At 74.5% G+C, this 23,185-nt stretch carries 22 protein-coding genes and 1 pseudogene; 9 read left to right on the top strand and 14 right to left on the bottom strand.

The window, feature by feature from the left end; genetic code table 11:
• Positions 1-2: 2 nt before the first annotated feature.
• On the bottom strand, positions 3-827 hold the full coding sequence (locus tag PSD17_RS31605; RefSeq protein ID WP_339125997.1) for an SDR family oxidoreductase: 825 nt from the start codon (positions 825-827) through the stop codon (positions 3-5).
• 122 nt (positions 828-949) lie between these two features.
• Between PSD17_RS31605 and PSD17_RS31600 the strand changes: the two genes are divergently transcribed.
• A complete protein-coding gene (locus PSD17_RS31600; protein WP_013677054.1) occupies positions 950-1,261 on the top strand; it encodes a TfoX/Sxy family protein in 312 nt (103 codons plus the stop codon).
• A gap of 23 nt (positions 1,262-1,284) precedes the next feature.
• Here the strand turns inward: PSD17_RS31600 and PSD17_RS31595 are convergent, their stop codons facing one another.
• The 5 genes from PSD17_RS31595 to PSD17_RS31575 all read right to left on the bottom strand — a co-directional run bounded on the left by PSD17_RS31595 (position 1,285) and on the right by PSD17_RS31575 (position 5,749).
• Positions 1,285-2,208: a LysR family transcriptional regulator gene (locus PSD17_RS31595; RefSeq protein ID WP_013677055.1), complete on the bottom strand. Its 924-nt coding sequence runs from the start codon at positions 2,206-2,208 to the stop codon at positions 1,285-1,287.
• A gap of 105 nt (positions 2,209-2,313) precedes the next feature.
• Entirely contained in the window at positions 2,314-2,634 is a 321-nt protein-coding gene (locus PSD17_RS31590) for a putative quinol monooxygenase (protein ID WP_013677056.1), read from the bottom strand.
• A 155-nt stretch (positions 2,635-2,789) separates the two neighbouring features.
• Complete coding sequence (locus PSD17_RS31585) at positions 2,790-3,515, bottom strand: hypothetical protein (protein WP_013677057.1); 726 nt, start codon at positions 3,513-3,515, stop codon at positions 2,790-2,792.
• Positions 3,516-3,582: 67 nt separating this feature from the next.
• On the bottom strand, positions 3,583-4,710 hold the full coding sequence (locus PSD17_RS31580; protein ID WP_013677058.1) for an alpha/beta hydrolase: 1,128 nt from the start codon (positions 4,708-4,710) through the stop codon (positions 3,583-3,585).
• Between the two features lie 34 nt (positions 4,711-4,744).
• On the bottom strand, positions 4,745-5,749 hold the full coding sequence (locus PSD17_RS31575) for a CobW family GTP-binding protein (protein WP_339125996.1): 1,005 nt from the start codon (positions 5,747-5,749) through the stop codon (positions 4,745-4,747).
• 70 nt (positions 5,750-5,819) lie between these two features.
• On the opposite strand from PSD17_RS31575, the pseudogene PSD17_RS31570 reads away from it, so the two are divergent.
• The 4 genes and pseudogenes from PSD17_RS31570 to PSD17_RS31555 form a co-directional block, all read left to right on the top strand.
• Positions 5,820-6,251: pseudogene (locus PSD17_RS31570) on the top strand (SRPBCC family protein); the annotation flags it as partial.
• A 139-nt stretch (positions 6,252-6,390) separates the two neighbouring features.
• On the top strand, positions 6,391-7,353 hold the full coding sequence (locus PSD17_RS31565) for a carbohydrate kinase family protein (RefSeq protein WP_013677061.1): 963 nt from the start codon (positions 6,391-6,393) through the stop codon (positions 7,351-7,353).
• Positions 7,354-7,733: 380 nt separating this feature from the next.
• Positions 7,734-8,165 (top strand): cupin domain-containing protein, encoded by a 432-nt coding sequence (locus tag PSD17_RS31560; RefSeq protein WP_339125995.1) that lies wholly within the window; start codon positions 7,734-7,736, stop codon positions 8,163-8,165.
• A 45-nt stretch (positions 8,166-8,210) separates the two neighbouring features.
• The gene (locus PSD17_RS31555; protein WP_339125994.1) at positions 8,211-8,777 is read left to right on the top strand and encodes a DUF1707 SHOCT-like domain-containing protein; all 567 of its coding nucleotides are present in this window, start codon (positions 8,211-8,213) and stop codon (positions 8,775-8,777) included.
• A gap of 25 nt (positions 8,778-8,802) precedes the next feature.
• Here PSD17_RS31555 and PSD17_RS31550 read toward each other — a convergent pair whose 3' ends face one another.
• The 6 genes from PSD17_RS31550 to PSD17_RS31525 form a co-directional block, all read right to left on the bottom strand.
• Positions 8,803-9,825 (bottom strand): PHP domain-containing protein, encoded by a 1,023-nt coding sequence (locus PSD17_RS31550; protein WP_013677064.1) that lies wholly within the window; start codon positions 9,823-9,825, stop codon positions 8,803-8,805.
• 34 nt (positions 9,826-9,859) lie between these two features.
• A complete protein-coding gene (locus tag PSD17_RS31545) occupies positions 9,860-11,380 on the bottom strand; it encodes a CYTH and CHAD domain-containing protein (protein WP_339125993.1) in 1,521 nt (506 codons plus the stop codon).
• A gap of 38 nt (positions 11,381-11,418) precedes the next feature.
• A complete protein-coding gene (locus PSD17_RS31540) occupies positions 11,419-12,891 on the bottom strand; it encodes an FAD-binding oxidoreductase (RefSeq protein WP_013677066.1) in 1,473 nt (490 codons plus the stop codon).
• Between the two features lie 10 nt (positions 12,892-12,901).
• Positions 12,902-13,846: an NAD(P)/FAD-dependent oxidoreductase gene (locus tag PSD17_RS31535; RefSeq protein WP_339125992.1), complete on the bottom strand. Its 945-nt coding sequence runs from the start codon at positions 13,844-13,846 to the stop codon at positions 12,902-12,904.
• A 243-nt stretch (positions 13,847-14,089) separates the two neighbouring features.
• Positions 14,090-15,037: an o-succinylbenzoate synthase gene (locus PSD17_RS31530; RefSeq protein WP_267895062.1), complete on the bottom strand. Its 948-nt coding sequence runs from the start codon at positions 15,035-15,037 to the stop codon at positions 14,090-14,092.
• 23 nt (positions 15,038-15,060) lie between these two features.
• Positions 15,061-16,542 carry a flavin-containing monooxygenase gene (locus PSD17_RS31525; protein ID WP_339125991.1) on the bottom strand — a complete coding sequence of 494 codons (1,482 nt, stop codon included), beginning with the start codon at positions 16,540-16,542 and terminating at the stop codon, positions 15,061-15,063.
• Positions 16,543-16,610: 68 nt separating this feature from the next.
• Between PSD17_RS31525 and PSD17_RS31520 the strand changes: the two genes are divergently transcribed.
• From PSD17_RS31520 to PSD17_RS31505, 4 genes are all read left to right on the top strand, one after another.
• The gene (locus PSD17_RS31520; RefSeq protein ID WP_013677070.1) at positions 16,611-17,222 is read left to right on the top strand and encodes a TetR/AcrR family transcriptional regulator; all 612 of its coding nucleotides are present in this window, start codon (positions 16,611-16,613) and stop codon (positions 17,220-17,222) included.
• A 23-nt stretch (positions 17,223-17,245) separates the two neighbouring features.
• Positions 17,246-17,992, top strand: a complete 747-nt coding sequence (locus tag PSD17_RS31515) for a siderophore-interacting protein (protein WP_339125990.1) — start codon at positions 17,246-17,248, stop codon at positions 17,990-17,992.
• Between the two features lie 78 nt (positions 17,993-18,070).
• On the top strand, positions 18,071-18,814 hold the full coding sequence (locus PSD17_RS31510) for a response regulator transcription factor (protein WP_339125989.1): 744 nt from the start codon (positions 18,071-18,073) through the stop codon (positions 18,812-18,814).
• Positions 18,811-20,331, top strand: a complete 1,521-nt coding sequence (locus PSD17_RS31505) for a sensor histidine kinase (protein WP_339125988.1) — start codon at positions 18,811-18,813, stop codon at positions 20,329-20,331. The genes PSD17_RS31510 and PSD17_RS31505 overlap by 4 nt, the downstream gene beginning before the upstream one ends.
• On the opposite strand, the gene PSD17_RS31500 is transcribed toward PSD17_RS31505, so the two are convergent.
• Positions 20,307-21,320, bottom strand: coding sequence for an undecaprenyl-diphosphate phosphatase (locus PSD17_RS31500; RefSeq protein ID WP_339125987.1), 1,014 nt, complete (start codon positions 21,318-21,320; stop codon positions 20,307-20,309). The genes PSD17_RS31505 and PSD17_RS31500 overlap by 25 nt on opposite strands.
• Before the next feature lie 47 nt (positions 21,321-21,367).
• Entirely contained in the window at positions 21,368-22,792 is a 1,425-nt protein-coding gene (locus tag PSD17_RS31495; RefSeq protein WP_233899152.1) for an LCP family protein, read from the bottom strand.
• Positions 22,793-23,185 lie beyond the last annotated feature (393 nt).

The following is a 23,185-nucleotide window of genomic DNA, read 5'->3' as shown; positions in this document are numbered from 1 at the left end:
GGTCAGCCCTGGGCCTCGATCGCGACGGGCTGCCACTCCCGCCACGTCGCGAGCCGCGACTCGTAGTCCTTCTCCGCGACGCCCAGCGGCGACTCGCCGAAGAACACACGCAGCGGCGGCTGCTCGGCGTCGACGACCTTGAGGAGCGCCGCGGCACTGGCCTTCGGGTCACCGGGGGTGCCGAGGCGTGCCCGCCGGGCCGCGGCGACCTCCTCGTGGAGCGCCGCATAGGCCGGGTGGGCCTCCGAGTGCCGGGACGACGGGCCGGACCAGTCGGTGGCGAAGCCACCCGGCTCGATCAGCGTGACGTGGATGCCGAACGGCGCGACCTCCTGCGCCAGCGACTGGCTGAGCCCCTCCAGCGCCCACTTCGACGCATGGTAGGCCCCGACCAGCGGGAACGCGCTGATCCCGCCGATCGACGAGACCTGCAGAATGTGGCCCGACCCCTGCTCGCGCAGGAACGGCAGTGCCGCCTGGGTGACCCAGAGCGCGCCGAACAGGTTGGTCTCGAGCTGGGCGCGGACCTCGGCCTCGGTGAGCTCCTCCACGAAGCCGAAGTGCCCGTAGCCCGCGTTGTTGACGACGACGTCGAGCCGGCCGAACCGCTCGTGCGCGGCGGCGACCGCGGCGAAGGCGGCGTCGCGGTCGGTGACGTCGAGGGTGATCGGGAACAGCCGGTCGCCGTACTTCGTGGCGAGATCGTCGAGCGTGGCGACGTCGCGCGCGGTCGCGGCCACCGAGTCGCCCCGCTCCAGCGCGGCGATCGCCCACTCGCGGCCGAAGCCGCGGGACGCGCCGGTGATGAACCAGACCTTCGCAGCCATGAGATGCCTCTCTCCGGATTCGGTGTCTCCTCCGGTCAGCAGCGGCGCGCCGACAGGTGTTCCGGGCGCGGCGGTGACCCGGATCGCTTGACGGACGCGCGCGGTCCCGGTCTGCTGCCCCGGTGGACGTCCTGCTGCTCGACCGGCTGCGAGCCCTGTTCGCCGGGCGCACGGACGTCGTCGAGAAGCCGATGGTGGGCGGCCGGTCCTTCGTCGTCGACGGCCGGATGTGCTGCGGGGCCACCACCGGTGGGCTGATGGTCCGTGTCGGGCGCGCGGGTCGCGACGCGGCGCTCGCCGAGCCGCACGTGCAGCCGCTGCGCATGGGGCGGCGGACCGTGGCGGCGTTCGTCGTCGTCGCACCGGAGGCCGTCGCGGACGACGACGACCTCGCCGCGTGGGTCCGGCGCGCGGAGGACTCCCTGCGCGGCTGACGCGTTGCGCCCCTTCGGGAGCCCTACGGGACCGCCTCCTCCAGCCGGCGGCCGATGTCGGCACCGGTGACGACGTCGACCAGCGCCTCGGCGACGATCGACGCGGGCACCCGGTCGGGCACGATCAGCCCCACGACGGGCCGCGGGCGGATCTCGGCCAACGGCCGCGCGCACATCCCCGCCGGGACACCGAACGCGTGCAGCCACGTGTGCGCGACGATGCTGGCCAGCCGTCGCGCCGCGACGTGCGCGTAGAGCCCGTCGACGCTGTCGGCCTCGACGACGGGGGCGAGCCGCTCGCCCACGGCGGCCATGGTCGCGTCGAGGATGCGGCGGTTGCGCATCGACGGCGGCAGCGCGCACAGCCGCAGCTGTGCGGCGGCCTCCCACGTCACGACGTCGTTCTCCGCCTGCGGGTCGTCCTCGCGCAGCAGGAGCAGGTAGCGCTCGCGGTAGAGCTCGACGCGCCGGGTGCCGGGCGGCGTCTCGTCGTCGAGGTAGGTGACGCCCGCGTCGAGCTCGAACTCGGTCAGGCGCCTGCTGATCTCGCGCGACGGCAAGGCCTCGATCCGCACCCGCGCGAGCGGGTTGCGCCTGCCGAACAGGTCGGTGATCAGCGGCGTCGCCGGGATCGCGGTCGGGATCGCGCCGATCCGGGCGGTCGCGGTGAGTCCCCCGCGCATCCGGTCGAGGTCGGTGTAGAGGGCGTCGCGCTCGGCGAGGATGCGGTGCGCCCAGCCGAGCACCCGCTCGCCCTCGTCGGTGAAGCCTTCGAACCGCCTGCCGCGCAGGACAATCACCGCGTCGAGCTCGGACTCGAGCTTGCGGATCGCGGCCGACAGCGTCGGCTGGCTGACGTGGCACGCGGCCGCCGCGCGGCCGAAGTGCCGCTCGCGCCCGAGGGCGACGAGGTACTCGAGCTGCCGGATGAGCACGTCGCCGGGCACGGCGCGATCATAGATGCCGGCTATGACCGTCCGGCCGGCGCGCCATCCGGTCGGCGGGGCCAGCGCCCCGGATCGCTCCGGGTGCGGCGGACCCCGCCGGCGGCGTCACTCGGCCGGGGTGACCTCGGCCATGTCGTTCCAGCCCTCGAGCTCCTGGTAGATGATCTTCGGACGCTCGGCGACCATGTAGGGCATCCACTCGAAGAACTTCTTGACGTGGTCCATCCCGACGTGGGCCGACCCCGCGTCGGAGTCCACGAACGACTCGATGATCGCGAACTGGTTCGGGTGCTCGGTGCTCTCGAAGTACTCGAAGGAGATGCAGCCCGGCTCGGCGTTGACGTCGGCCGTGTACTGCTTGATCCCGGCGAGCCACTCGTCACGCTTCTCGGGGCGGATCTTCGCCTTGAGCGCGATGAAGATCATCGGATGAGGCTCCTTTACCGCTCGGAGGTTGCCGGCATGCGCCGGCCGTCGGGGAGGACCGTAGCGCCCGCCCCGGGCACCGGCGAGGCCGAAATCCTCGCTCCGTGACGATCTCCGCCATTCGCGCGCAACGTCCCCCGACCGGGTCTGCGCGCTCAGGCGCAGCGCAGCCGCGCGGTCAGCAGGTCGGCCCGGCTCCGCAGCGCCACCGCCCGATCGGCGTCGGTGACCGCCGTCTCCACGGCCCACGTGACGTCGCCCGCCGGCGCGGCCGGGACGCCGACGAGGTCGAGCTCGCCGGCGATCTCGGCCAGCTCGGACAGGAGGTCGCGGGCGGCGCGAGGGTCGATCCTGGGTTCCGGACCCACGGCTGCCCACAGCAGCGCACCGAGGCAGCGCTCGGGATCGACGAGCCCGGACCGGAACGCGCGGCTCTCGGCGACACTCGCGGCGAGCACGCAGAGCCGCCACGTGTCGGGGTCGGTGGTGTCGGTGACGGTCCGGCTGTAGACACGCGAGCCGGTGAGCGCGCGGTAACGCCGCTCCGGGCCCGCGACCACGTGCAGCAGCCACAGCAGCAGCGCGGCCAGCACCGCCCCGGCCAGCACCCCGCCCACGAACGACGCCAGCCTCCACCACCCGTCCCCGACCGCGACGGCGGCGACGAGCCCCGCGGCACCCATCAGCGCGAGTGTGCCGCCGGCGGGCACCCGGTCGTCGACGAGCGTGCCGTGGTCGTCGATCGACCAGCGGGTCCCCTCGACGATCCGCGGATCGAACACGACGAATCCGCGCCGGGTCCGGACGAGCGTGGGGAGCGCCGCGTTCGGGGTCGTCGGTGCGTCGTCGTGCGTCCGGGCGGGGGCCCCGGGTCGTTCCATCGTGCTCGTCCGTTCCGCATGCAGCTTGTCGAGTGTCCACCCCGCTATCGCGGGCGGCGGCCGGGTGTTAGCCCACCGCCCGGGTGATGCGCTGCACGACGGTGGGAACGCCGTCGCGGCCGCCCTCACGAACGGCCAGCGACAGCCCCGCGCGGACCGCGCTGGCGGCGTCGAGCGTCGCGTCCCGGGCGGCGGCGCTCACCGCGGTGAAGCTCGCGTATCCGTGGACGAGCCCGGAGAACCGCCTGGCCAGAGTGGGTACGCCGGCCTCGCGCAGCCGCTCGGCGAGCTCCTCCCCCTCGTCGCGCAGCGGGTCGAAGCCGGCCGTCGCGAGGTAGACCGGCGGCATGACGTCGAGATCGTCGGCGCGCAGGATCGCGCCGCGGGCGTCGTCGTCGGGGATGCCCTCGGGAAGGTAGGCCCGCTCCAGCTCCATGAGGTACTCGGCCGTCAGCCCGAATCCGCTGCCGAACAGCTCGCGCGAACCGCCGGAGCGCTCGGCGTCGGTCGCCGGGTAGAGCGCGACCACGAACGACGGCACGGGGCGCCCGGCCCGCGCCTGCTCGTGGGCGACGACCAGCGCCAGGTTGGCCCCCGCGCTGTCGCCGCCGACGGCGAGCAGGTCGGGGTCGGCGCCGAAGTCCGCGGCGTGCGTCGCGACGTGGTCGAACGCGGCGATCGCGTCGTCGAGCGCGGCCGGATAGGGGTGCTCGGGGGCGAGCCGGTAGTCGACGGACAGCAGCCGCAGCTGCGACTGCGCGGCGAGCAGCCGGCACAGCGGATCGGTCGAGTCCAGGCTGCCGAGGACGAACCCGCCGCCGTGGTAGTAGACGATCATCCCCGACGTCGCGGGCACCGCGGGCGGCACGTACAGCCGCGCGGCGATCGTGCCGTCGCCGCCCGGGAGCACGAGGTCGCGAGTCTCGATGTCGTCGGGCGCACCGACGGCGACGATCTCGGCCGCGAAGTCGGCCTGGCGGCGCTGCTCGGCGAGGGCGGCCTCGCCGAGATGGTCCTCGTTCTCCGACGACAGCAGCTCGCCGACCCGGTTCAGCAGCTGCAGGTCGAGGTCGAGCTGCTGGTCGTCGATGCACACCGGCGGGCCCGCGACCAGGCGCTTGAGCGGACGCGGAAGTCCGAACACGACACGCAACGCCAGACGCCACGCCCGCAACCGGGCCCACTCACGGACCATGCCCGCAGGTTACTCCCGGGTATCGGACGCGGGCTCACCTCTGGAAGGTGTACCTCAGCACAGCGAGCATGTCGTCGGACCCGGCGGGTTCGTCGCGTTCGCAGGCCCGCAGCGCGGTGTGCAGGGCGTCGGCGTCGACGCCGGAACCGATGAACTCCAGCCCGGTGCGCCGGGGGACGTCGCGGGGCCACGGCGTGCGGTCGAACCGCAGGTAACGGCCGACGGCGTGCAGCCCGAACCGCTGCCGGTGCCCGGGCACACCGAAGTCGACGAAGCCCTTGACCCGGTAGGTGCCCGCGGGGCGGCGGTCGAGCAGCTCGACGAGCAGCCGCGGGTCGATCGGGCGGTCGCTGACGAACTCCACGGACTCGTAGGCCGTGTGCAGGTGGCCGTCGTGGCCGTCGGCGGCGTCGCCGGCGAGCATCAGCTGGCGGCCCGGGACCGTGTGGATGTCGTAGAGCAGGCCGGGGTCGACGACCCCGTGGCTCGCCGGGACGATCGGCGCCCGCGCGTTGACCTCCCGGCACAGCCGCCGCACCCGCCACAGCTTCGCCGGGTCGACGCGGTCGGCCTTGTTCAGTACGACGAGGTCGGCCAGGCCGACGTGGCCGTCGATCTGCGGGTGCCGGGTGCGGGTCGCCTCGAACTCGACGGCGTCGACCACCTCGACGAGCCCGCCGAACGTCGTGCGCGGGGTGCCCGCCGTGAGCACCAGCTGGACGAGTGCACCCGGCTCGGCGATGCCGCTCGCCTCGATGACGATCACGTCGACCTCCGACGAGGGGCCCGCGAGCTTCTCCAGCAGCGGCCCGACACCCTCCTCCCCGACGGCGCAACACAGGCAGCCGTTGCCCAGCGGGACGACCCCGTCGGCCTGGCCGCCGACGAGCATCGCGTCGACGCCGATACTGCCGAAGTCGTTGACGACCACGCCGATCCGCACGTCGGCGCTGTGCGCGAGGAGATGGTTGAGCAGCGTCGTCTTGCCCGCGCCGAGGAACCCGGCGAGGACGAGCACCGGGATCCGGCCGCCGCGCATCGGGCATCCCTATCACGTGCGCGGTGATCCGCTGTGCGTCCACCCGGCCGGGAGCGGCAGGATGTCGCGCATGGCCGACGTCACCGCCAGCGCGACACGCTCGATCTCCGCCCCCGCCTTCCGGATCCGGCGCATGCTCGCCGACTACGAGACGGTCCGCCCGCGGATCCTCACCGACCACTTCCGCGACTACGTGCTGCACAGCGGCACCGTGGGCGAGGGCACGGTCGCGGGCTGGACGCTGCAGGCGACGAGCAAGCGTGTGCGCGAGGTCGTCGTCGACGTCTCGCTCCCGATGCACGACAAGATCGTCGAGACCGACCGCAACTCGACGATGGTCACGACGTGGAAGGTCACCCCCGGCCCGCCGGTCACCTGCACGGTCACGGTCACCTCGACGTGGCAGGGCGCGGGCGGCATCGGTGGCTTCTTCGAACGGCGCTTCGCCCCGAAGGCCCTCGGCGAGATCTACGACGGTGTGCTGGCCAACCTCGAGCGGCTCGCGGCCGAGGAGCCCGAGGCCGACGCCAAGGGCGCCGAGGCCACGGGAGCCACCGGTTCCCCCGACACCGACGGCGCCGCGGCCGACGCGGGCGGCGAGTCCGACGAGACCGTCGAGCGGGCCGACCAGGACTGATCCGGTGACCACGGCGCGCGCCGGCATCGTGGCCGTCGCGGGCGAGGCGCTGGTCGACATCGTCCCGGCACCCGTCGACGGCTACCACGAGCTCGTCCCGGGCGGCAGCCCCGCGAACACCGCCGTCGGTCTGGCGCGCCTCGGTGTCCCCGTCCGGATGCTCGCCCGGCTGGCCGACGACCCGCTCGGGCGCCGGCTGCGCGCCCACCTCGCGCGCAACGGCGTCGACCTCTCACACGTCGTAGCGGCGGCGGAGCCCTCGTCGATGGCGCTGGTGGAGGTCGACGAGCAGGGCGTCGCGAGCTACGACTTCCGCGTCGCCGGGACTGCCGACTGGCAGTGGACGGCCGCCGAGCTCGCGGGCGCGCTCGACGGGCCGGTCGTCGCGGTGCACACCGGCTCGCTCGCGACGACGACACCGCCCGGCGCGGCGGTGCTGCGCGACCTCGTGCGCCGGGCGGCCGCCCGGGCGACGGTCAGCTACGACCCGAACTGCCGGCCGCTGCTCATGGGCGACCGCGAGGACGTCCTCGCGGGGGTGCACGAGCTCGTCGGGCTCGTCGACGTCGTCAAGGTCAGCTCCGAGGACCTGGAGTGGCTGCTGCCGGGCATGTCCCCCGCGGACGTGCTCGACGACTGGGTCGCGCGCGGCGCGGCCCTGGTCGCCGTGACGCTCGGTGCCGACGGAGTCCTCGCCGCCACCGCAGGCGGCCTGCGGACGCGGCTGCCGGGGCGGCCGGTGCACGTGGTCGACACGGTGGGTGCGGGCGACACGTTCTCCGCCGCGCTGCTGGCCGGGCTGCACGACGCGGGCCTGCTCGGAGTCGACGCCCGACCGGCGTTGCGCGCCATCGGTCCCGACGTGCTGCACGAGGTGCTCGACGGCGCCGTCCGGGCCGCGGCGATCACCTGTTCCCGGCGGGGCGCCGACCCGCCGACGGCCGCGGAGCTGGCCGCGGCGCACTGAGCGCGGAGCCGGCCGCGGCGCGCTGAGCCGCGTGCCGGCTGCGCGTCGACACGCCGGGCGGTGCGACGACGGTCCTCGCCGCGCCGGAGGCGCGGGGAGAGGGCCGTGAGCGGCGGCGGGCGGCCCCAGATTCCTTTCGCCCGCCGCCGCTCACGAGTTCGTGGGGTCCCGGGTGGTCCGGCACGGATGCGGCGACGATCCCGACGAAAGCGACGTCGTCACCACATGCACCTCCCGTCCCGTTGACCACCTCATTCCACCGCAGATCGTGAACACCATCGAACCTTGTCGCTCGTTCGTGTGCCCTCGATCGTGGGGACTCCCACCTCGGCTTGCGGCGTTCGGCGACGTTGGGTAACCGTGTGCGCGAGACTGACGTCGTGTCCGCTCCCGCGCTCGCCACCCTGCTCGGCCTGGCCCCGCACCCGGAGGGCGGCTGGTACCGCAGGACCTGGACCGCACCGACGACGACGTCCACGCCGCACGGTCCGCGGCCCTCGGCCACCGCGATCCTCTACCTGCTCGACGACGTCTCGGCCTGGCACCGGGTGCGCTCGACCGAGCTGTGGTGCTGGCACTCGGGCTCACCCGTCGGGCTCGCGACGGGTGGGGACGGGCCGGGCCCCGGTGCGCCGGTCGAGACGGTGCTCGGCCCGCCCGGCACCGCCGCGGGCACGCTCCCACAGCGTGAGATCCCGCCGGGCGTGTGGCAGACCGCGCGGCTGCTCGGAGCCGAACCCGCGCTCGTCAGCTGCGTCGTCTCCCCCGGATTCGACTTCGCGGACTTCGAACTCGCACCTTCCGCCTCATGATCGTCTCCGGGCAAACCGGACATCTCCGGGTCTAGGGTGACGACCATGACGGTCGCGCAGCCTCCCGAGCCGACACCTCCCGAGTCCCTCGACCCTCAGCGCCGCAGCACGCAGGCGCAGCTCGAACGGGCCGTGGGGGAGGGCAGACTGACCCTCGACGAGTTCACCGACCGCGCCGCGCTGGTGTGGAAGGCCCAGAACCCCGGCGACCTCGACGCCGTCGTCGCCGACCTGCCCCCGGCACCGGTCGTCGGGTCGGCCTCGCCCGCCCGGTCGACGCTCGTCAGCGTCATCGGCGACATCCGCCGCCGTGGCCGGTGGGCGTTGCGGCGCAAGACGACCGCCGTCCTGCTCATCGGGGACGTCGAGCTCGACCTGCGCGGCGCCGTCGTCACCGAGCAGGGTTCGGAGCCGGTGACGGTGGACGTGTGGTCGATCATCGGCGACACCGACATCGTCGTGCCCGAGGGGGTCGAGGCCGAGCTGGTCGGCTTCACGCTGCTCGGTGACCGCCGGGTCGACCTGCCCCCGGTCCCGCGCGTCCCCGGCACGCCGACAGTTCGGATCCGCGTGTTCTCCCTGCTGGGCGACGCGAAGCTCCGCAGCAGCTGAGCCACCGCGGAGTGACGGCGGGTCGTCAGGAGCGGGCGGCCACCAGGTCGTCGGCCGTCCAGGTGTTGCGGATCCGCGCCGGGTCCACGCCGCACGCCACCGCCCGGGTGACGCCGTTGTCGAGCCAGTCCAGCTGGCCGGGCGCGTGCGCGTCGGTGTCGATCGTGAACTCGCAGCCGGCCTCGACGGCCAGCCGCAGCAGCCGCTTCGGCGGGTCGAGCCGCTCGGGGCGGGAGTTGATCTCGACGGCGACACCGTGCTCCGCGCACGCCGCGAACACCTCGGGCGCGTCGAACTCCGACTCCGGACGCTTGCGCCGGCCCGTGACCATCCGGCCGGTGCAGTGGCCCAGCACGTCGACGAGCGGGTTGGCGACGGCCGCGAGCATCCGGGCGGTCATCTCCGGCTTCGCCATCCGCAGCTTGGAGTGGACGCTGGCGACGACGACGTCCAGCCGCTCCAGCAGATCGGCCTCCTGATCGAGGGCGCCGTCCTCGAGGATGTCGACCTCGATGCCGGTGAGCACCCGGAAGCGGCCGTCGAGGCCGGCGTTCAGCTCGGCGATCTGGTCGAGCTGGGCCCGCAGCCGGGCGGCGGACAGCCCGTTGGCGACGGTGAGCCGCGGCGAGTGGTCGGTGATCACGAGGTAGTCGTGGCCGAGGTCGATCGCCGTCTCCACCATCTCGGCCAGCGGCGAGCCGCCGTCGGAGGCGTCGGTGTGGGAGTGGCAGTCGCCGCGCAGGGCCTCGCGCAAGGTCATCGCCGCCTCGTCGAGCGGAGTGTCCTCGGTCGCGCGCAGCCGCCGCAGGTAGACCGGTTCCTCCCCCGCGAGCGACTCCTCGACGCAGCGCGCGGTCACGTCACCGACGCCGCGCAGCCGGACGAGCTCGCCCGACTCCGCGAGCCGGGCCAGCTCCTCGACGGACCTGCGGCGCAGTACGGAGGCCGCGCCGCGGAACGCGCGCACGCGGTACGTCGACTCGTGCGCGCGTTCCAGCAGGAACGCGATGCGGCGCAGATCGGCGACGGGGTCGCGGGGCTCGCTCACGGGCGCGATTGTGCCGTGCCCGGCGACCGCGCGGTCAGCGCAGCCAGCGGCGTGCCTTCTTCTTCCACGCGGTGTCCCACAGGCCGGGCAGCTGCGCCTCGACGAGCGTGGCCGCCGCCTGGTCCCGGCCGTACAGCAGACCGAAGGTGAAACCGTTGTCGCCGCCGGCGTGGGCCTGCGCGCCCAGCTCGCGCAACACGGTCCGCGCGACGACGGAGTCCTGGTGCTCCCCCAGCGCCTTCTGCATCCCCTTGAGCCCCTTGGCGAACCGGGCGACCTGCTTGCCGGGCACGGCGGGCCGGGCGACCTCCGTCGCGTAGCGCAGCCGCTTGGCGTCCTTGCGGACCCGGTGGATGGCCTCGTCGACCGGATCGGCCCGCATGTGCGCCACCGCCTTCTCCAGGCGACGGGCCGAGCGGGCCGCGACCTTCGGCAGCTCCTTCTTCGCGGGCCTGCGCGCCCGCGCCGAGAGCGGTGGATCGGCGAGCAGGTCGTCGAGCGCCGTCCGCATTGCGGCGTACCCGGGCCCGTCGAGCTCCGCCAGCACCGCCGCACGGGCCTCGGCCTCGACGCGGGCGAAGTGCCGGGTGACCTGGGCCTGCACCGGGCCGAGCACGAGAGCGGGGTCGAGCTCGTCGATCGCGTCGCTGATCCGCTTGCGCAGCACCTCGGCGTCGCGGGCAGGCGCGAGGGTGCGGCCGAGCTCGCGCAGCCCGTCGACGAGCGGGTCGGTCCGGGTGCGGTCGAACAGCGGGCGGTAGGCCTGCAGCGCACTGCGGAGCCTGCGGGCGGCGATGCGCATCTGGTGGACCGCGTCGTCCTCGTCGCGGCGGACGCGGATGTCCTGCGTCGCGAGCGTGTCGACCTGCCGCGCCAGGTGGTCGACCAGCACCGCACCCGCGGTGCCCTTCTTCCCGCGACGCACCCGGCGCGGCCGGGCAGGGGCGAGCAGCTCGTCGAGCCGGTCCTGCGCGGCCGGCTCCGCGGGCTCGGCCCCCACGTCGGCGAGCCGCCGCTCCAGCTCCGCGGCGAGCACCCCGCCGCGCGCGGGCGGGTACAGGGTGAACTCCGTCCAGGTGTCGACGGTCGTCGAGTCGCCGAGCGTCGCCACCGACACCTCCTCCCGGTCGAGCGCGGCGCGCGGCGATCCGGAGGCGAGCAGCCGCGTCGTCGTCCGGACGCGGCGGACGCGGGCGACCGGGCGCAGCGGCCGGTCCCGGCGCACACCACGGACGAGCTCGTCGAGCTCGCCGGGCGGCTTGTGCGGGTCCGCACCCTCGACGTCGGGCGGCGTCGCGGGCAGCCGGATGACGTCGTCCTCGCCGGGCAACGTCAGCCGCCACTGCGCCGCGCCGGGCTCCGACGCCAGCTCCAGCCGGATCCCTGCCGCCGCCAGGCGGAGGTCGTCGGTGTCGTACCGCTGCGTCTCCGTGACGACGGCCGGCTCGGCGGAGACGCTGACCCCCCGCAGCCCGGTGAGCCCCGGCGCACCGGCCCCGGCGGGGGCGCGGAACGTGCGGACAGCGGTCGCTGAGGTGTCGGCTGCGGTGCCCATACCTCAGCGTGCCCCTCCCGGCGGCCCGCTAACCAGGCCTATCCGACGACTTTCCCGGGATTGAGGATGCTCAACGGGTCGAGCGCGGCCTTGATGGCCCGCTGCATCGCCAGCACCTGCGGCGACTGCTCGCGGCGCATCCCACCGCGCTTGAGCAGGCCGACGCCGTGCTCGCCGGACACCGTCCCACCTCGGGCGATGGCCGCGTCGATGATCTCCTCGAAGGCGGCCTGGGCACGCCGTCGGGCCTCGTCGTCCCCCTGCTCGACGATGATCAACGGGTGCAGGTTGCCGTCCCCGGCGTGCGCGACGTTGGCGATGAACGTGTCGTGGCGGGCTCCGATGTCCTGGACCTCGGCGAGCATGTCGGCGAGCCGGCCGCGCGGGAGGCAGACGTCCTCGGTCAGGACGGCGTCGGCCCGCTGCTCCAGCGCCGGGTAGACCATCCGCCGGGCCTCGAACAGCGCGTCCGCCTCGACGGCGTCGGTCGAGATCACCGCGTCCTTCGCCCCGCACGCCTCGAACGCGGCGAGGATGCCCTCGGCCTCGGCCGTCGCGGCGGGCTCGGGCAGGTCGGTCTGGGCCAGCAGCAGCGCGGCGGCGTTCTCGGGCAGACCGGCGTTGCGCCACTCGTTGACCGCCTGCAGGCTGTGCCGGTCGATCAGCTCGAAGATCGCAGGCTGCAGTCCCGCGGCGGTGACGGCCGCGACCGCGGCGCCGGTGTCGGCCAGCGAGTCGAAGAAGCCGACGACGGTGCGCGGCGGGGTCGTGCGCAGCGGCCGCAAGCGGACCGTCACCTCGGTGACGACGCCCAGCGTCCCCTCCGACCCGACCATCAGGCCCGCGAGGTCGTAGCCCACGACGCCCTTGGCAGTGCGCCGCCCCACCCGCACGACCTCGCCCGCGGCCGTCACGACCTCGAGCGCCAGCACGTAGTCACGGGTCACGCCGTACTTCACGCAGCAGAGTCCGCCCGCGTTGGTGGCGACGTTGCCGCCGATCGTCGACCAGGGCGCGCTCGCGGGGTCCGGCGGGTACCAGAGGTTCTGCTGGGCCGCGGCGGCGCGCAGGTGGTCGTTGACGACGCCGGGCTGCACGACCGCGAGCCGCTCCGCCGGGTCGATCTCGACGATCTCGTTCATCCGCTCGAGGCTGAGCACGATGCAGCCGTCGACGGCGTTGGCGCCGCCCGACAGCCCGGTACCCGCCCCGCGCGGCACCACGGCGACGCGATGCCGCGCGCAGCTGCGCACCACCGCGGCCACCTCGTCGGTGCTGCGGGGGCGGACCACCGCGGCCGGCGTGCCGTACTCGGCCCACTCGGCCTCGTCGTGGACGTACGGGCCGATCGTGTCCGGGTCCGTCAGCAGCCGGTCCGCGGGCAGCGCGGCGTGCAGCTCGTCGAGGACCGCCTGCGCCGCGGGGTCGGCCGCGAGGGCCGCGAGCCGAGCGGGCCGGTCGTCGCCGAACGGCCGGTCGAGCGGGGAGACGGGCTCGGCTGTGTGCACCATGGCCCCGACGCTACGGCGACGCGTGTCGACGGGCCAGCTCCCGGCCGAGCAACGTCCCCGACCGCCACGCCGTCTCGATGCGTGAGCTGCCCCAGCCGTCGCCCGCGAGCGCGACGCCGTCGCGGCCCAGCAGGAACGGCACGTCCCGGTCGCGCTCCGGGGCGGCGGAGCGCCATCGGTACGCGCGGGTCCACACCGGTGCGCCCCGCACGTCCAGCAGCTCGCCCACCGCCTCGACGACCTCGGGGATCCCACCGTCCGGATCGGACTCGTGGCGGCGGGCGACCTCCGCGGTCGAGTGCGCGACCAGCACCGGGGCGGCGTCGCCGCGGCGGTTCCCGTCGTCGGCGACGAGCGACACGACGGGATGGCCGTTGACGAACGCCGCCGGCAGCTGCGGCCAGGTGCGCTCGGCGAACCCCGCGACGACGGTGAGCACCGGCCGCCACGGCCGTCCGCGGACCGCGGCGTAGGCCTCCGTCGCGTGGTCGAGGATGCGGGCCGCCTGCGGGTCGGGCATCGCGAGGACGACGGTGTCGGCCGGCCGCCCGTCGACCGTCGGGCCCGGTCCGACGTGACGCACGGTGCGGCCCAGCTCCACCGGCACGTCACGGGCGAGGTGTTCGACCAGGCTGCGCAGCCCCCGCGGCGCGGCCCAGCGCACCGGCCCCGGTGAGCGACCGGGCCGGACGCCGCCGAGGACGGTGAGCTCGACGGTCCACGGGCGGGCCAGGCCCGCCGTGCGCCACCGCCCGACGACCTGGGCGAACTCGGGGTCGCGGACCGTGAAGTACGCGGCGCCGGTGTCGACCGCCCGGCCGTCGACGGTGCAGGTGGCCATCCGGCCGCCGACGTGGTCCGCGCGGTCGAGCACGCGCACCGGAACCCCTGCCGCCACCAGCTCGGTGGCGCAGGCGATCCCGGACAGTCCCGCCCCGACGACCACGACGGACATGACCGGCGAGCCTACGACCGCCGGACCGCTCGGGTGAACCCCGAAGCGCGGCGGTTGCCGGCCCCGGCCGAGCACCCGCGCGCAACCTCACCGCTCCCCCGGGCCGCTGCGCGAACGGTGAGGTTGCGGCCGGCTGATTGCGCGACCTCACCGCTCCGTCCAGCGGCCCGGCCGACAGTGAGGTTGCGGCCGGCTGGTTGCGCGCACCGCCATCGCTCCGGTGCGTCGCCGGCGCGTCGACGCTCAGGCCGCGACCAGCGCGGACACGCGGGCGAGCCGGGCCTCCCACCACTGCGTGCGCCGCGCGTCGGCGGCGAGGGCGGTGCGGCGCACCGGCTCCGGGGCCCGGCGCAGCACCGGCAGGTGCCCGTCGACCGGGCGGAGCGGGTCGGCCACGACGTCGTCACGCAGCAACGCGACCGTCCCCAGCCCGCAGGCGAAGTCCAGCTGCGGCAGCGCGGCGGCGAGCGCGATCTCGGCCGCCAGCCCGACGCTCGTCTCCAGCGCCGAGGAGACCACGCACGGCAGGCCGCACGCCTCGGCGACGGCCAGCGCCCGGCGCACCCCACCGAGCGGCGCGACCTTGAGGATCGCGACGTCGGCGGCCGCGGTGACGTCGACGGCCAACGGGTCGTCGGCGCGGCGGATGGCCTCGTCGGCGGCGATGCGCACGTCGACCCGGCGCCGGACCGCGGCGAGGTCCTCGATCGTCGGACACGGCTGTTCGACGTACTGCAGCCCGCCCGCCGCCCGGTCCAGCGCCCGGATCGCGGCCACGGCCTCGTCGACGTCCCAGCGCGCGTTGGCGTCGACCCGCACGGCGCCGCCGGGGCCGAGGGCGTCGCGGACGGCGGCGACGCGCTCGAGGTCGGCGGCGAGCGAGCCGGGCTCGTCGGCGACCTTGACCTTGGCGGTCGCGCAGCCCGAGGCGCGCACCATCTCCTGCGCCCGCTCCGGCCCGACGGCCGGGACGATGCAGTTGACGGGGACGCGCTCGCGCACCGGCTCGGGCCAGCCGTCGTGCGCCGCCTCGTGCGCGGCGGCGAACCAGGCGGCGGCCTCGGCGTCGTCGTACTCGGGGAACGGGCAGAACTCGCCCCAGCCCGCGGGCCCCTCGACGAGCATCCCCTCCCGGACGGTGATGCCGCGGAAGCGCGTCGTCATGGGGATCGCGTAGGTGAAGGCACGCACGCCGTCGACGGTAGTAGCGGCACTCACAGGAGGAGGTGGTCGGCCGGGTCGATGCGGCGGGTGCGGCGGCGGTAGGTGAACGTCGCGCCGGGCCAGAGGGTCCGGTTGCGGCCGTGCTCGTCGAGGTACCAGCTGCCGCAGCCACCCTGGCTCCAGACGGCCTTCTCGAGCTTGGCCTGGATCGCGGCGTTGTACTCGTCCTGCCGCTCACGAACGGTGTCGATCGCCGTGGCGTGGTGCCGGTCGAGGGTGTCCATCGCGTCGAGCACGTAGCGGATCTGCGACTCGATCATCAGCACCATCGAGCTGTGGCCCAGCCCGGTGTTGGGGCCGGTGAGCAGGAACATGTTCGGGAACCCGGCGACGGTCGTGCCGAGCAGGGCCTCCATCCCGCCGCGCCAGGCGTCGCCCAGCTTGGCGCCGTCGCGGCCGGTGACCGTCATGCGGCTCAGGCCGTCGGCCACCCTGAAGCCGGTCCCGAAGATGATCGTGTCGGCGGGGTGCTCGACCCCGTCGGCGGTGACGACGCCGGTCTCGGTGACCCGTTCGATGCCCGCCGTCTCGACGTGGACGTTGTCGCGGCGCAGCGCCGGGTAGTAGTCGTTGGACAGCAGGATCCGCTTGCAGCCGATCGTGAAGTCGGGGGTGACCTTGGCCTTGAGGTCGGGGTCGGCCGCGAAGGAACGGTCCAGGTAGGCGCGCCCGAGCCTGCCGACGACGCCCATCAGCCGCGGGTGGAGGAACCCGGCGACGAGCGCCTCGTGCCGCCAGTAGATGCCGGTGCGGGCGAGCTTCTGCAGGAACGGGAAGCGTCGGTAGCGCGCGCGGGCGGCCTCGTCGATCGGCTTGTCGCCTTTGGGCAGCACCCAGGGAGCCGTGCGCTGGAACAGGGTCAGCGACGCGACGTCGGGAGCGATGGCGGGCACGAACTGGATGGCGCTCGCGCCGGTGCCGATGACGGCGACGCGCTTGCCCCGCAGGTCGTGCGAGTGGTCCCACCGCGCGGAGTGGAAGGCGGTGCCGGCGAAGCGGTCGAGACCCTCGATGTCGGGGATCGCCGGGTCGTGCAGCGCACCGGTGCCGAAGACGACGAAGCGCGCGCGGATCGTCGTCCCGTCGAGCAGGCGCACGTCCCAGCCCTGCCCGTCCCACTCGGCGCCGGTGACGTGCGCGCCGAAGCGGATGCGGTCGCGCAGCCGGTAGTGGTCGGCGACGTCCTCGAGGTAGGCGCGGATCTCGGGCTGGCGCGCGAAGGTGCGGGTCCACTCCGGGTTCTGCCGGAAGCTGAAGGAGTAGAGGTGCGACTCGACGTCGCACGCGCAGCCCGGGTACTCGTTGTCGCGCCAGGTGCCGCCGAGCGTGTCGCCCTTCTCCAGGATCAGGAAGTCGCGACGGCGGGCCGCGTCGAGCTCGACGGCGATGCCCAGCCCGGCGAACCCGCTGCCGACGATGACGGTCTCGACGGTGGCGACCGCGCCCGCGGCCACCGCGCTGCCCTCGCTCATGCACCCTCCCTCGCTGTTACCGCCGGTAACTTACCACCGGTAACTTAGAACCGGTAGGGTCGGCGGCCATGGAGACCCGCACGCCCCGGCGCCGCGTCGCCCGCGCCGAGCGCGAGCGGCAGATCCTCGACGCGGCCGTGTCGGTCTTCTCCCTGCGTGGGTACCAGAACGCCTCGATGGACGCGGTGGCCGAGGTCGTGGGCGTGACCAAACCCGTGTTGTACAGCCATTTCGGCTCCAAGGAGGGGCTGCTGCTCGCGTGTGTCGCGCGGGTGCGCACCGAGCTGCTCGACGTCACCTCCGCCGCCGCGGCGGCGGCCGACGGCCCCGAGGACATGTTGCGCCGCGGCACCCTGGCCTTCTTCGAGTACCTCGACGCCCAGAAGCCCTCGTGGTCGCTGCTGTACTCGGAGGCGTCGGTCTCGCAGGCCGCCGCGGCCGCCCTGGAGGAGATCCGGGCCCAGCAGACCGACTTCATCGCCGGGATGCTCGCCGCCCAGGCCCCGGACGCGGCGCCGCAGCGGCTGGCCGGATGGGCGCACGTCATCGTCGGCGCGTGCGAGCGCCTCGCGCTCTGGCGCGGGTCGGCGGCCGACGGGGGTCCGCGGATGTCGCCGGCCGAGGCGACCGAGTACCTCATGGACCTCGTCTGGACGGGCCTCGCACACCGCCCGTCGTAGACCCCTCGGCAGAATGTCCGGCGATGACGACGACGGCACCCCGGCTGCTGCAGGTGCGGCGCAGCGCACGGATCACCCCGCGGATGATCCGCGTGACACTCGGCGGCGACGAGCTCGCGGGCTTCCCCGGCGACGGCCCCGACCGCCGGATCAAGATGTTCTTCCCCGTCGAGGGCCAGGTCCGCCCGGCCGTGCCGCGGGCGAGCACGGGCGGGCCGGTCTGGCCCCCGGGCGAGCCGCGGCCGACGATCCGCACCTACACGGTGCGCCGCTTCGACCCGGCCGCCGGCGAGCTCGACGTCGACTTCGTCCTGCACGAGGGCCACGGTCCCGCCGCGGCCTGGGCGCGCGCCGCCGAACCCGGCGACTGGGTCGGCGTCTCCGAGCCCGGCGGCCGCTGGGAGCCCGACCCGGCCGCACGGTTCCACCTCGTCATCGGCGACGAGAGCGCACTGCCGGCCGTCGCGACGGTCCTGGAGGAGCTCGCCGGGTTCGCCGGACCGGTCGTCGCCTTCCTGGAGGTCGCCGACGCGGGCGAGGAACAGGCGCTGCCGCCGAACGCGGAGGTCGTCTGGGTCCACCGCGGCGACGCGGCGCCGGGCGAGCCGCTCGTCAGCGCGGTCCGGGCCGCGACCCTGCCCGACGGCGACGGCCAGGCCTGGCTCGCCGGCGAGTCCGGCGCGGTCCGCGACCTGCGCCGGCACCTGCTCGACGACCGTCGTCTCGACCGCCGCCGCGTCTACGCGACGGGCTACTGGCGCGCCCGCTGACGGACCGGGCGACGGTCGCACAGGGAACCCACAGACTTCCCCCAGCAGCGTCACAGTCGCGCGCGCGATCGTGGCCGCATGACCGGGGTGAACGAGCAGGTCGCCGGCCGACTGCAGCGTGCCGACGGCAGTGCCGTGCGGGTGCTCGTCGTCGACGACGAGGCCACGCTGTCCGACCTGCTGGGAATGGCGTTGCGCTACGAGGGCTGGGACGTCCGCACCGAGGCCGACGGGGCCTCGGCCGTGCGTGCGGCCCGCGAGTTCCGCCCCGACGCCGTCGTCCTCGACGTGATGCTCCCCGACCTCGACGGCCTGGAGGTGCTGCGCCGCATGCGCGCCGACACCCCGGACGTCCCCGTGCTCTTCCTCACCGCGAAGGACGCCGTCGAGGACCGGGTCGCGGGCCTGACCGCGGGCGGCGACGACTACGTGACCAAGCCGTTCAGCCTCGAGGAGCTGGTCGCCCGGCTGCGGGGGCTGCTGCGCCGCTCCGGGATGACCGCCGCGCGGCAGGGCTCGGAGCTGGCCGTCGGCGACCTGACGCTCGACGAGGACAGCCACGAGGTCCGCCGTGGCGACGTGGAGGTCGACCTCACGGCCACCGAGTTCGAGCTGCTGCGCTTCCTGATGCGCAACCCGCGCCGCGTGCTCAGCAAGGCGCAGATCCTCGACCGCGTGTGGCACTACGACTTCGGCGGACAGTCCAACGTCGTCGAGCTCTACATCTCCTACCTGCGCAAGAAGATCGACAACGGCCGGGCACCGATGATCCACACCGTCCGTGGCGCGGGCTACGTGCTCAAGCCCTCGTCCGGGGAATGACCCCCCGCGCGGCCCCGCGCTCGCTGCGCGCGCGGCTGGTCGCCACGGTGCTCGTGCTGCTCACCGCCGCCTTCCTCGTCATCGGCCTGGCCACGACGATCGCCGTGCGCCAGTTCATGATCCGCCAGCTCGACGACGACCTGCGCTCGGCGGGCCAGCGCTTCTCCCGGTTCCAGGACCAGGGCCCGCCACCAGGCCCGTCGCCCGACCGCAACGACGTCTTCCTCGGACCCGCGCAGGAGCCGCGGACGCTGGGCGCGCACGTCGTCGCCGGGCGGGTCGTCGAGGCACTCGTGACCGACAAGGGCGGGACGACCCTGCCGGTCGCCACCAAGGACTACGCCGCGCTGGAAGCACTGGTCCCGACGGCGCAGCCGACGAGCGCGTCGCTCTCGATCGGCACCTACCGGCTCTCGGCCTTCCCCAGCCCGGACGGCGGCTTCCTCGTCATCGGACTGCCGCAGGCCCGCGCGGAGTCGGTCGTCGACGGGCTCATCCTCATCGAGGTCATCGTGCTCGGTGTCGCGCTCGCGGGCGCAGGCGTCGTCGGCGCGATCCTGGTCCGCCGCGAGCTGCGGCAGTTGGAACGGGTGGCCGAGACCGCCGAGACGATCAGCGCGCTGCGGCTGGACCGCGGCGAGGTCGAGATCGTCGAGCGCGTGCCGGAGATCGACCCACGGACCGAGGTCGGCAAGATGGGCGCGGCACTGAACCTGATGCTGGACAACGTCGGCGGCGCCCTGGAGGCCCGCCAGGACAGCGAGATGAGGCTGCGCCGGTTCATCGCCGACGCGAGCCACGAGCTGCGCACTCCGCTCGCCGCCATCCGCGGCTACGCCGAGCTGACGATGCGCTCCCCGCTCAGCCCCGACGCCGAGTACTCGCTGGTGCGCATCTCCTCGCAGGCCGAGCGGATGACGACGCTCGTCGAGGACCTGCTGCTGCTCGCCCGGCTCGACGCGGGCCGGCCGCTGGACCGCGCACCCGTCGACCTGACCCGACTCGTCCTCGACGCGGTCAGCGACGCGCACGCCACCGGGCCCGAGCACTCCTGGCGGCTCGCCCTGCCCGACGAGCCCGTCTCGACCGTCGGCGACGCGTCCCGGCTCAGCCAGGTGTTGGCTAACCTGCTGGCCAACGCCCGCACCCACACCCCGCCGGGCACCGAGGTCACCGTCGGGCTCGCGACCGACCCCGGCGACGGCGACGCCGTGCTCACGGTCACCGACTCCGGCCCGGGCATCCCACCCGCGCTGTTGCCGCACATCTTCGAGCGATTCGCCCGCGGTGAGCGGTCCCGCTCGCGGGCGGCGGGCAGCACCGGTTTGGGGCTCGCGATCGTGCACGCGGTCGTCGCCGCCCACAACGGGTCGGTGCACGTGGACAGCGTGCCGGGGCGCACCCGGTTCACCGTGCGGCTGCCGGCCGGCCCGCCTGCGGACCTGCCGCCGGCCGACCCGCCGTGGCACGTCGCGATCGCGCCGCCGGGCGGTCAGCCGGCGAACAGCCCCAGGTAGGCCAGGCTGCCCAGGCCCGCGACGACGCAGTACACCGCGAACGGGCGCAGGGTTCCGGTGTGGAACCAGCGGCTGAGGAACCGGGCCGACAGGTACGCCGCGACGCCCGCGACCAGGCTGCCGACCAGCGCGGGACCGAGGACGGGGCGCTCGGCCGCGGTGAACAGGCTCGGCATCTTGAGCAGGCCCGCCGCGAGGATGACCGGCGTCGCCAACAGGAACGCGAAGCGGGCGGCGTCGTCGTGGCGCAGGCCGCGGCGCAGGGCCGCGACCATCGTGATGCCCGAGCGGCTGATGCCGGGCAGCAGCGCGAGGCTCTGCGCGCCACCGACCACCAGGGCGTCCCGCCAACCCAGCCGCGAGACCCGGGCGTCGGACCGGTCCTCCGCCGACACGGCCGTGGCCACCCCGGCGCGGCCCGGCGCCACCGCGTGCATGGGTAGCGTCGGCTGCGCCGAGAAGTCGACGGTGGCCCCTTGCGGCGCGGCCGCGTCGTCGGACGGTGTCGGGGCGGCGGCCGAGTCGTCGGCGGCCGCGCGGCGGCCGCGTTCGACGAGCCAGAGCACCAGCCCGTTGACCGCCAGGAACAGCGCGGCCGGGATCGGCTTGCCCAGGACGTCGCGCAGCGGGGCCTCCAGGATCAGTCCGGCGATGCCGACGGGGATCGTGCCCAGCACGAGCAGCACCCCGATCCGGGCGATCGGTGAGGTGATCCGCCTGCGGCGCAACGACTCCCAGAGGCCGCCGACGATCCGCACCCAGTCGCGGCGGTAGTGCACGACGAGGGCCAGCGCCGTCGCGACGTGCATCGCGACCAGTACCGCGAGGTACGGCGAACCGGGCCGGGTGACCGACAGGTCGGTGGCCCAACGGCCGCCCACGAGCGCCGGGACCAGGACGCTGTGCCCGAGGCTCGAGACCGGGAACAGCTCGCTGACACCCTGCAGGGCGCCGACGACGACGGCCTCCAGGTACGAGATGGTCGACATCGCTCTCCTCCTGCTGTCGGTGGCGGCACTCTCGCGGCGTCACGCCGTCAGTTCACGCAGGGCACCCCGTCGGCGGTCAGCGGCGGAGCGGGGGGCGCACCGGGCGCCGCGGACGCGGACGCGCCGGCAGCGGCCTGCGCGGCGGCCGCCGCGGTCGGTCCGCGGTAGTCCTGCCCGACGACGACCTCCACGTGCCCGGTGGGCAGCGCGTCGTCGGTGACGTCCGGAACGCCGCCGAGCAGCGTCGCCACCTGGGCGGCCGCGGCGGTGGCTCCCGGGCCGGCCCGCACGACCGTGTGCGTCGTCGCCGCGCTGTTGCCGACCGTTCCCGTCGGCAGGCCCGACGACGCGACCTCACGGGCGACCGAGGCGCCCAGGCCGCTGCGGGAGGTGCCGTTCTCGACGTCGACGGTGGCACCGGCGTCGGCGAGCGCGTTCCCCGTCGACGCCGAGGAGGCGGGCGGGGGCGGCGCGCCCACCCCGGCGACGAACGCCCGCACCGCCGACGGGTCCACCTGCACGGCGTCCCCGTCCGAGGGCGTCCGCAGGTCGACGCTGCCCGTCGGGATCGTGCGGAACTGGATGTCGCCGCCGGTGCGCCCCTGCAGACCGGAGGCGAAGGTCAGCAGGTCCCAGCCGGGGTCGAGCACGATGTACCGGTCGACGGCGTCGATGAGCGACGTCAGCCGGGCCGGGTCGGCGAGCGTGCCGGCCGAGAGCACCTGGTGGGTGAGCGAGGCGAGGAACGCCTGCTGGCGGACGATGCGGTCGAGGTCGCCACGCGGCAGCCCGTGGCGCTGTCGGACGAACGCGAGCGCCTGCGGGCCCGCGATCGTCTGGGGTCCCGCGGGCAGGTCGATGCCGGAGTAGCTGTCGCGCGCGGGTGCGTCGAGACACACCTGCACACCCCCGACGGCCTGCGTCATGTCGGCGAACCCGACGAGGTTGAGCTCCGCGTAGTGGTCGATCGACGCGCCGGTCAGCTGCTCGACGGTCCGGACCAGCTCCTTGCGGCCCGCGTCGGCCTCCTGGACGGCGAGCGCGGCGCCGGTGACCCCCTGGGCCGACAGCCGGCTCTGTGCGCTCGCCATCGCGCGCGCGTAGGCCGAGTTGATCTTGTGGGTGCCGTAGCCCGGGATCTCCACATAGGAGTCGCGCGGGATCGAGATTGCCGTGACCGGCGCGGACGTGCTCGCAGGGATGCGCACGAGGATGAGCGTGTCGGTGTCGTTCGTACCCGTGTCGGGTCCCGCGGTGAGCGCGTTCAGCTCCGCCTGCGGCAGCGGGTTCCCATGGCTGTCGGTGCGGCTGTCGATACCCACCAGCAGGATGTCGGTCGCGCCGTCGGCCGTGCGGTTGCCGCTGAGCACGTCGCTGGTGGCGATGCCGCCGTCGAGCCTGCTGTAGGCCGACCACGCGTAGCCCGTGAGGGTCAGCGTGATCGCCGACACGAGTGCGACGACCACCCGCACCGTCACACCTGCCCGCGACCCTCCGCGCCGAACCCCGGCGCGAGCCCCTCCCGGGAGCCCCATCGACACCTCACCCGATCACCCGGGTCGGACCCGGGAATCGCGATTCTGACACGCGCTCGGGACGTACCCGCAGCACCCGCCGACCGAATACCGTCGCTTTACCTGGAAATTGCCCCGAGCTGGGCACAATTCGTACCGCCGCGACATCCGGACGTCCGGCCGCAAGCCCGCCTTCCAGCAGATTCCCGTCAGACGAGGACGACGGGAAGAGCGGTCGGGGCGCAGATACCATCGGCGGCCGGGCGACGTAAAAGGGAGGGCCGATGTACGCCACGGCCGCGCCGAAATCGTGGCGGAATTCACGTCGGCGCATCGCGGGAATAGCTGCGC

The sequence above is a fragment of the Pseudonocardia sp. D17 genome, assembly GCF_036984265.1.
Classification (GTDB): domain Bacteria; phylum Actinomycetota; class Actinomycetes; order Mycobacteriales; family Pseudonocardiaceae; genus Pseudonocardia; species Pseudonocardia benzenivorans.
This window is presented reverse-complemented; position numbering and strand designations above follow the sequence as displayed.